Origin of the sequence: Paenibacillus sp. AR247 (assembly GCF_002968895.1) — a bacterium.
GTDB lineage: Bacteria > Bacillota > Bacilli > Paenibacillales > Paenibacillaceae > Paenibacillus_AQ > Paenibacillus_AQ favisporus.
Window position 1 is genome coordinate 227,335 of sequence record NZ_PCZT01000024.1, and the last position, 9,791, is coordinate 237,125.

The following is a 9,791-nucleotide window of genomic DNA, read 5'->3' on the forward strand; positions in this document are numbered from 1 at the left end:
GACGAATGCCGAGATCAGATGCTTGTTTTTCTGCAGCTCCTCGAATCCGTCCACTGGATGAAACAGTATTGCTATGCCCAGCCGCAGTGACCGGAGACCCGACTGTTTGAAATCCGCCGTTCTGATCAATAGCCATACCTCCTTATGACGGTATTCGTGACGCGGATCATGAATTTGACGATAAAGTAGATGGCGACCACGATGAGAACGACGGCCATAATGATCCAGCCCAAATATTCGCGCAACAAGCCATGCCGATACTCGGCGAAGGCCAATGAATACCCTTCCTGGTCATTGCCCAGCTTAAATTCCCGCATCGCTTCCTTCCATCTCTCTTCCTTCATCAGCGCTTTCGCCACGCCGCGGTGGGCGAGCGGATAGTTCTCGTCGATCTTCAGCACTTCCTTCCAGGGCACCATCGCTTCCTGGTAACGCCCGTTGAAGTGCAGCTGGCTCGCTTGGTGGACCAATTCCGCGAAGCGTGTCGGCTGAAAAATTTGAATGTTATTGCGGTCCCGGTCCAGCACGTAGATTTTGCCCGCCTTATCGACGACGATGCTCGTCGGGTATTCGAAGCGCCCCTTCTCATCGCCTTGTCCGCCGAATACGGCAAGCAGATTGCCTTCCTGATCGTATTGATAGATCTTCCGCGACATTGCGTCGAGCGCGTTCACAACCCCGTACTGATCGACAGCCATATCGATGAAATAAGGGTTTTCCAGCGCCCCGCTTTCGATCGAGGCTTCGCCGAAAAATGCCTTCTTGTAGATGTTTTCACCCATGGCATTGAACTTCTTGAGCTGGTCCGCTTCGATCAGAACCGTCGGCGTATAAATAAATCCTTTACCGTCGATCGTGATATTTGAGTTTTGCGGAGGAACCGCATTGTTCAGCTGCTCCCGCTGCTCCGGCGTTGCCAGTAAACGGATGAGCAGCTTCTTCCAGTCGAACGGAACGCGGTTGGCGCCGATGTAGCCGCGGAACTGGTTCATCGCGTCTATCATCATAAAGCCGCTGTAGTCATTTTTATTGAGCGCATACAGATAACCGCGCCGGTCCATGATGACTTTATCCGGGGAAAAGTCCAAATCTTCACTCAGCAAGGAAGATTCCGGCTTGACGAATTCTTCGATCAATTCACCTTTCGGAGACAGATGGATGATCCTGCCGCTGCCCGTGTCCGCTACGAACATATGACCGAGGCTATCGACATAGATACCGCTCGGACTGCTGAGCTCGACGCCTTGTTCTTTCCCGAAGATGCCCAGCACTTTCCCTTGGCCGTCCAATTTCACAATCCGGTTATTATCCGTGTCGGCTACGTATAAGAGCCCCTTCTCGTCGATAAACAAGTCGTTTGGTTTATTCAAGCCGGGCTGGCCGACGTCCATAATGATCGTGTCTACCGTATAGGTCAGGGGGATCGGCATCCGATGGCCATACATTGGATCGAGCGTATAGGACATTTGCGGGAGCGCATGGGCAGGCAAGCTGCAGATCAGAAACAGCAAACTGGCAAGCTGCAGATCAGAAACAGCAAACTGCCGAGTATACCCGCTGTTATTCGTTTGTACACCGTATCCGCCCCCTATGATTTGATCCCGGAATGAACCATCGTATTCATAATCAGCTTCTGGAACAGCAGGAAGATGAGAATCGGAGGAAGCGTCATCAGGAATGTGCCGGCAGCCAGTGCACCCGTCCGCGCAACGACGCCCGGTCCCCCTGCCAGTGTCTGAATCGCCAGCGGCAGCGTCTTCATCGATTCGCTTGTCGTAAACNCGAGCGCCGAAAAGAAATCGTTCCAGTTCCCGATGAAAGAGAAAATAATCAACGTTGCCCAGGCCGGCTTGCTCACCGCCATAATCACCCTCCAGAAGATTTTCCAATCCGATGCGCCGTCGATATGCGCAGCCTCGATCAGGGCATCGGGAATTTGATCGAAGAATTGTTTCATGAGGAAGATGTTGAAGGCCACGGCGATCTTCGGCAGAATTAACGCCCAATACGTATTGACCAAGCCTAAGCTCGATACGATCATATAGGTCGGAATCTGGGTCACCTGCGGCGAGAACATCAGAGCCGACAAGATAACGGAGAAGATGAAGCCCGCACCCGGCGGTTTGAACTTGGATAACACGTACGCTCCCAGGCAGCACACAACCAAGCTGGAGAGCACGACCGCAACGGAGACGAACAAGCTGTTAAAGATGTACCGCGAGAAAGGAACGACAGAGCTGTCCGTCGCGGTAAGCAGATCAAAGAAGCTGCGCAGGGTCGGCTTCTGCACGAAGAATCTCGGCGGGTAAAGGAACAGCTCGTCGAGCGGTTTGAAAGCCGTGGAAATCATATATACGATCGGCAAGGACGTAAATCCGACCAATGCGATCATAAACGCGTATAACAAACCCCTGTTGAAACGGGTGATAAATTTCGTAAAGCTCATCGTCACGTCCTTTAACCCCCCTTATTGATCTTTGGACGATAGTAACCGCATCACGATGCGGCCTAAGCCGAACGTGACTACAAACAGGAAGACGGCGATTGCCGATGCGTATCCCAACTCGAACCGGATGAAGGCATAGTCGAACAGATGCGAAATAATCGTATGGCCCGCATAGTTCGGGCTCGGCATACCGGAGATGGCTACGGCAATGTCGAACACCCCGAATGCGCCGACGATGGCGTTGACCGCGCCGAACAGCAGCTGCGGCTTCATTAGCGGCAGCGTAATGAACCACAATTCCTGAAACTTGCTGGAAATCCCGTCAATGGCGCCCGCTTCATACAGCTCTGGCGATACATTCTGCAGCCCCGCCAGGAATACCAGGAACCCCGTACCCATGCTCATCCACAAAGAAACGATAATGATGACCGGCATGATCGTGTTCGGATCCGTATTCCAGAGAATCGGTTCGCTGATCATGCCCCAGTTGAGCAGCGCATTATTCAATAAACCGTAGCGGTCTCCGGAGAATATGTACAGCCAGACGATCGATAAAGCGATTCCGCTCGTAATTGAAGGGACGTAAAAGGCCAACGAGAAGATCATTTTGGCCTTCAGCGTATTGATCACCCACGCGAGCATAAAGGATAAGCAATAGCTTAGCGGCCCGGCGATCACAGCGAAGATAAACGTATTCTTAAGCGATGTGAGAAAGATGTCGTCTTCCAGAAACAAGACGCTGTAGTTGGATAAGCCTACCCACCTCGCCGGTTGGAGCATGTTGTAATAGGTGAAGCTGAGATAGACCGACTGCACGACGGGAATGACGGTAAACACGATGAAGAGAATCAGGAACGGGCTGAGAAACAAATAACCGAGCGCAGCCCTCTTTCTCGCGTGAGTCAATTTGAATCGACGTGCCTTCTGCGGTGCCAGCTGGAGCGGCCCCTTAACCTCTACGCTGCTTTGCATACTGCTCCTCCTTCCGCCGCCTTAGTCTTTCGGCGTGAACCCGAATTCCTTCTGCTTGGCGTTAAGCTCTTTGTTAATATCCTTGATGCCCTTCTCCAGCGACTCTCTGATATTCATGCCGCCAAGAACAACGCGGTTCCAGGCATTATCGATGTTCCGCCCCGTGAAGTAGCCGCCGAGTACGTACGGCTGCTCTTTGTAGTACTTCCATTGATCCTTCAATGCCTTGAGGTCGTCCTCCGGCCATGGCAGCTGAGATAAGGCGTCTATATTCGCCGTATTCCAGCGGGCCTCGACGCCGAGCAGCGCCTCCAGCTCTTGGCCGAACTGCAGCTGAACCTCTGTACTCGTCCACCATTTCAGGAACTCCCAGGATTCCTGCTGATGCTCCGATTGCTTGAAGATCGCAACGGACTGTACTGCTCCACCGGTCGTACGGTCAATCGACCCATCGGCCTTCTGATGGCCGGGAGACGGCGCGACGCCCCAGCGTCCGATCAGCTCCGGCGCTGCGGTAGAGAGCTGTACATACGTGAGATAATCCGCGATCCCGATCGGCATTTCCCCGGTACGGAACCTGTTGAAGAAGTTCGCCATGACCGGGAACTTGTAATTGGTATACAGCTCCGTCCATTCCGTGAAGGCCTGGAAGGCTTCCGGTGAATCCAGCGCTGACTTTGCTCCGTTCTCCTTGTAATAGTCGCCGCCATTCTGGTAGAGAAACGGCATGAAGCCCAGCTGCGTGATCGGATAATACATCTGCATCCCGTTCTGCTGCAGAATCGGAAGCAGAGCATAGACCTCATCCCATGTCTTCGGGATGCTGACGCCCAGCTCGTTCAAGATATCCTTCCGGAAGACCAACAAGTTGAAATCCTGCGTTTCCGGTAGCGCATAGTTCCCCCCATTGTATTTGAAAGGAATGAGCGATCCCGCAAGGAACCGTTTACTGACCTCTTCATAATCAGGAAACTGCGTTAAATCGACAGAAGCGTCCCGGATCGCAAATTCGACGGGCAGATGCGCATCGACGCCTGTTGCGACATCCGGCGCTCTGCCGGAGCTTGCCGCGAGCAGCAGCGTGTTGACGGAGCCCGAGTTCAATTGACCGGCGGGAAGCGTATTGATGTTGATGCGTATGCCGGTTTTGGGCGTGAAGTCTTCCTCCGCCATTTCCTTCATAATTTCCGCCCACTCTTTGCCACGGGATACCCAAACCTCGATAACCGGACCCTCTTCCTCCCCCGTTTCGTTGTCGTAGACGCTGCCTACACCCGTATAGTCCTTCGTAAAGGAAGCCATGAAGTTTTTGAACGTGCTGACCGATTTTTGCAGAACGTTGGATTTTACCTTCGGATATTTCGTATCCGGGGCACTGATCAGGATGTAATCCAGAACAAGCGGCACATTCTGGAGATCCATCAGCAGCGTGCTGAGGTTCGTTTGGCTGTTGCTGAGCTCCGATAATTGTCTTGGAATCGAATCGGGGTTACGGATCATTTTCTCGAACGTGTGGTTCATCATCCGCAGACTGTTCACCGTGCTCGGCTCTACATCCGACAGAGCCTTGAGCGCATCCATCTGAACGAGCAGATCGTCCGCGATGACCTTCAAGTCTTCAATCAGCTTCGGCACCTTCTTGTTCAGCTCGTATTCGAAGTTCGGATCCGGCGTCGGTCCCGTGATCATAATAATGCGTCTGTACAGATCAGAGAGCTTCTGGGTATCGGCCGTCAAAGCTTCCATGATCGGTTGATACGGCCCGACCTGGGCGGCCATCGTCAGCGTATGCTCGCCTTTCGTTAAGTACACGAGCAGGGGTTCGTCTTTGCCTGTTTGTTCATTGTCCTTATGCAGCGTTTCGATCCGCCAGTTGCGCGAGTAGGTAAAAGGGTAGAGCTCCAATTCCTTGAACGGAACTTTTCCATCTATAAGAATTTGACGATAGGACGGCAGCCCATCGCCCCACCATTGTCCAAATTTCAGCCCAATCTTATACAACCCGTCCTGCGGAACCGAGAACGCCCACGATGCCTTCTGACCGCCCTTCCTCCAGCGCCAGTCGCCAAATGCGTTCAGCCGGATTCTCCCATCGCCTGCCGGCTCCATTAACGGATCGCCATTCGATTCCCTGCGGATCGTCGGATCAGATTTCATCGGATTGTTCTCCGCCTGCACTTTCACATTGATCTTCTGGGCGGGCTCATAACCTTGCGCGGTGTAGGCCTGATTCACTTCGGCATAGCTGGGTAGCTGCTCCGGTGACGTGATCCGGATCTCGTCGATGGCCATCGGTTCGAGCAAGTAATTCATCCGAATGACATGCTTGCCTGCGGTCATATAAAATTGGAAGGGTTCCGGGTACAGACCGTTCCCGTCCGAAACCGGAAGGTCCATCCACTGCGGCTTCTCGATTTGCTTGGGTCTGACGTCGTCTCCCTGGTTGTTTTGGGCCGGATCGCCCCGGTCGACCCAGCTGCGGTAGAAATAGATACGCTGCGCCTCGCGAAACGGGCTTTCTCCGTCAATAAGCAGCTCCCGCTGAATCGGCATTCTTTTTCCCGGCATCGGATAATAACTTAGGGCCAGGTTGTAAAGACCGTCCTGCGGGATATCTACCGACCATTCGATCCGACCATTCGATCCACGTTGTCGTGCTGTCCCACACAAGAGCGGAAAGACCGTCTACCGTTTCCAAGACCGGCTTCGTGCCTCCAAACGCCGAATGCTGATCGGCTTTCATCACGATGTCCGGTTGATCGGCAGGCGGATAGCCCTCTTTCTTATATCCAGCCAGCGTGGTCGCATAAGTCGGCTCCAAAATCTGTTCATGGCTAATTGGTCATTCGTCAGCGAAACGCCTTGATTCTGATTCCGGTCCCGTAAACGTTCGTTGTTGGCATAAGAATGAAAGCTCTCACCGAAGGTCAGCGAAAAGCAAGAAAAGTGATCGATATAAGCATGACTCTCTTCCACTTTAGTGCATCATTCCAACGCCATTTCAAGCACCGTCACCTCTTTGTCGTTCAATTCATCAGGATGTCCCTTAAGCGGTTCTCTTCCTTCTAATGAAGAAAGGGGACAGGCGATTCACCCGCCCCCCTCCTTATGAAACCGGTCCACCTTGATTATTTCGATTCCAGTTTTTTAAGCTCGTTATCGACGTTCTTCTTGACTTCGTCCAGCAGCTTCTTCGGCTCGCCCTTTCCGTTCAAGGCCAAATCCTGAACACGGAAGGTTTCATCCCACAACTTCTGGCCAACAGGCGTAACGGGACGGTAATGCGCCACAGGCATTAAATCGACGAACACCTTCAGCTTCGGATTCTCGGTGATTTTAATTTCTTCGTTCACCTTCGGCATAGTCGTAATATCGTTGCCCGCATCCGCCCGCTTGGCCCAGAGCAGCGTGCCCTTATAGCCGCCGATAAACTTGAGGAGCTCCCATGCTTCCTGTGGATGCTTGGCTCCCTTCGGCATGACCCAGGAATGGCCGCCTGCCCATGTCGTTTGAGGATAGCCTTCCGCGGAAGGCATCGGGGCGACACCCCACTCGAAGGTAGGCTTCACCTTCGCATTGCTGGTCAAATCGTTCAGCACCCAGTTGCCGTCCACGACGAATCCGACTTTGCCGGTCCAGAACGAATTGATGCCGGTTTTGCCCATGACATCGTTGAACTTGTTGATTTTGGACATATCGATTTTTTGGCGTAGCTGACCATCCATTCAAGCGCTTTCACAATTTGCGGGTGGTTTGGCGTCAATTCCTCGCCATTGGTCCATTCTCCGCCAAAGTTCCAGCTTTGCGTGTATAAGTAGGTTTGATTTGCCCAGGGAATAAAGCCGACCTGCTCATATCCGCTGCCGTTGCTTGTTTTCTTGAACATTTTCTCCGCCATCGCATCCAATTCCGCAATCGTGACCGGCGGCTTCTCCGGGTCGAGACCCGCTTCCTTCATAAGCGTTTTATTATAATAAAGCGCCCGGTTATCTGTGGTGAACGGCATCGCATAGAGCTGGTCCTTGTAATTCGCTTCCGCCCAGACGCCCGGATAATAATCGTCGGCGCGTACTTCGTCTCCGGCATCGACGAACGGCTGCAGGCTTTCCAGCGATCCCTTCGCCGCCCATTGCCCTACCATGAAGCGGTCGAGCACCGCTACGTCCGGAGGCGTACCGCCGGCAATCAGCGTCGTCAGCTTATCCGTGCCCCCTTGATCGATGATGTATTTCACCTTGATATTCGGGTGCTCTTTCTCAAATTCGCTGATGACAATTTTCGTGTAGTCCGTCTGGAATTTGCCTCCCCAACCCCAGAGCTCAAGCGTTACCTTTTCACCGCTGCCTTTACCCGTATCGGTATTTTTCTTGGCGGTATCGGTCTGTTGATTCGTACTTTCCGTTCCCTTTGTATCACTGGCTCCATTCTCTCCGCTGGACCCGCCCGAGCCCCCGCAGCCTGTTAATACGAAACATACCGATAATGCGGTAACCAGATACTTGAGCATCGCTCTTCTCAAATGAGTGGCGCCCTTCTTTTTCCTCACTTACATGCCTCCTTTTTGCATATATAAGTTGAAATATTGAACTAGGAATGGGGGCAAGTACGGCCTACATCCTATTCTTTAGTTCATCTTATATAGGTTTTAAATGATACTAATGAAGTTAATTCCTCTTTAGTGTAAACGCTTTTATGAGAGGGGATAATGAGACTGCTTTTGTATTTCGTGTACTATCTTTACTATCTTGGAAGGGGAGCCATCGGCTTCGCGTATCAATGCGGGGCAAGAAAAAAAGAGTGCCTGTCAAAAAGCATGACAGACACTCTTACGGCTGCACATCGCGGCCTTGGGGATGCTCCATTTTGCTGTTGCCGTCCCCCATAACCTTAGCCAATTCAGCATCGACGTTCTTCTTCATTTCATTCAAGAGCTCTTCCGGTTCCCCCTGCAGATTCATCGCCAGCGTTTGTACGCGGAGCATTTCATCCCACATGTATCCGCCCACAGGTGTGACAGGCCTGATGTAAGCATTCCCGAGCAGCTCCGTAAACACCTTCATCGGTTCCTTCTGATCCAGGCCGAGCTTGGCATTCACTTCCGGAATACACATCAGATCATTCTTGCCGCCCTCACGGCCGGCCCATAAGAGCGAGCCTTCCTTGCCCGCTACGTACTTCATAAACCTCCAAGCTTCCTCTTTATTTTTCGCCCCTTTGGGCATGACGAACGACCACCCCCCTGACCATGTGACCGGCCGGCTGCCATCGATTGTAGGCATCGGCGCTACACCCCACTCGAAATCCAAGTCTTCCATCCCATTAAGAAGCCAGTTGCCTTCATAGACAAATCCGACTTTGCCGGACAAGAAGGAGTTTCTTCCGGTTTGTCTCATCATCTCCGAAAACTTCAACAGTTTCTTTACATCGTACTTCTCGGCGTAGCCCTGCACCCATTCCAGCGCTTTAACGTTCCGCGGATCGTTTGGCGTCAGCTTCCCGCCTCGTCCCCATTCGCCGCCAAAATTCCATCCATGCGTATACAAGAAGCCCTGGCCCATCCATGGGACGAATCCGACCTGCTCATATGCGCCGTCCCCGTTCGTTTTGAACATCCTCTCTGCCATGGCATCCAGGCCGGCAATGGTTCTCGGGGGATGGTCAGGATCAAAACCCGCCTGCTTCATCATCGTTTTGTTATAATACATGGCGCGGCTGTCCATATTCCAAGGGAGGGCGTACGTTTTGCCTTCGTATTGGGATTCCGCCCACACGCTTTTATAATAAATACTCGCCATATCTTCACGATTCGCATAAGCCGAAATGTCTTCAATGGAGCCCATCGCCGCCCATTCGCCTACAATAAACCGGTCGATCATCGCGACATCCGGCGCCTTTCCTCCGGCAATCGCCGTCAGCAGCTTATCCGAGCCTTGCGAATTGTCCGAGTTCTCGATGAAGGTCATTTCAACCTTGATATCCGGGTTTGCCTCTTCGAACGGCTTCACGACCGTATCGTAGAATTCGTCCTGAAATCCTCCGACCCACGAATACCAGAAGCTTATCGTTACAGGGCCGTTATGCTTAATCGAGCTGCTCGCAGCATTTTTGCCTAATATTTCTGAATTAACGTTGAATATCGCTCCCTTGCTGACATAAGCGTTCCATACCATGATTACGGTGGCCAGGAGTACAAGTATGAAAAGAACAGGCATCTTTCGACGAGTCAAGAACACTTTCATCGTTACCTCCACTTTTAACTTTCTCTTGTAATCATCCTACGCACGCTGTCATATGAAACTCGTTTCAACTGACTTGCTGAGCAGGCTTCGCTTCGTGAGCGGGATCGTCATGGTTACTTTCGTTCCTTCCCCAA

At 52.3% G+C, this 9,791-nt stretch carries 7 protein-coding genes; all 7 read right to left on the bottom strand.

Annotated features, from left to right (window positions below; all coding sequences use genetic code 11):
- Nucleotides 1-125 precede the first annotated feature (125 nt).
- The 7 genes from CPT76_RS31945 to CPT76_RS31975 all read right to left on the bottom strand — a co-directional run bounded on the left by CPT76_RS31945 (nt 126) and on the right by CPT76_RS31975 (nt 9,657).
- Nucleotides 126-1,511 carry an NHL repeat-containing protein gene (locus tag CPT76_RS31945; protein WP_105445750.1) on the bottom strand — a complete coding sequence of 462 codons (1,386 nt, stop codon included), beginning with the start codon at nt 1,509-1,511 and terminating at the stop codon, nt 126-128.
- Between the two features lie 77 nt (nt 1,512-1,588).
- The gene (locus CPT76_RS31950; protein ID WP_105445837.1) at nt 1,589-2,446 is read right to left on the bottom strand and encodes a carbohydrate ABC transporter permease; all 858 of its coding nucleotides are present in this window, start codon (nt 2,444-2,446) and stop codon (nt 1,589-1,591) included.
- 21 nt (nt 2,447-2,467) lie between these two features.
- The gene (locus CPT76_RS31955; protein WP_105445751.1) at nt 2,468-3,418 is read right to left on the bottom strand and encodes a carbohydrate ABC transporter permease; all 951 of its coding nucleotides are present in this window, start codon (nt 3,416-3,418) and stop codon (nt 2,468-2,470) included.
- Nucleotides 3,419-3,439: 21 nt separating this feature from the next.
- Entirely contained in the window at nt 3,440-5,986 is a 2,547-nt protein-coding gene (locus CPT76_RS31960) for an extracellular solute-binding protein (RefSeq protein WP_105445752.1), read from the bottom strand.
- Nucleotides 5,987-6,546: 560 nt separating this feature from the next.
- On the bottom strand, nt 6,547-7,083 hold the full coding sequence (locus CPT76_RS31965; protein WP_181153184.1) for an extracellular solute-binding protein: 537 nt from the start codon (nt 7,081-7,083) through the stop codon (nt 6,547-6,549).
- Nucleotides 7,011-7,964 carry an extracellular solute-binding protein gene (locus CPT76_RS31970; protein WP_105445754.1) on the bottom strand — a complete coding sequence of 318 codons (954 nt, stop codon included), beginning with the start codon at nt 7,962-7,964 and terminating at the stop codon, nt 7,011-7,013. The genes CPT76_RS31965 and CPT76_RS31970 overlap by 73 nt, the downstream gene beginning before the upstream one ends.
- Nucleotides 7,965-8,244: 280 nt before the next feature.
- The gene (locus tag CPT76_RS31975) at nt 8,245-9,657 is read right to left on the bottom strand and encodes an ABC transporter substrate-binding protein (protein WP_105445755.1); all 1,413 of its coding nucleotides are present in this window, start codon (nt 9,655-9,657) and stop codon (nt 8,245-8,247) included.
- Nucleotides 9,658-9,791: the final 134 nt, after the last annotated feature.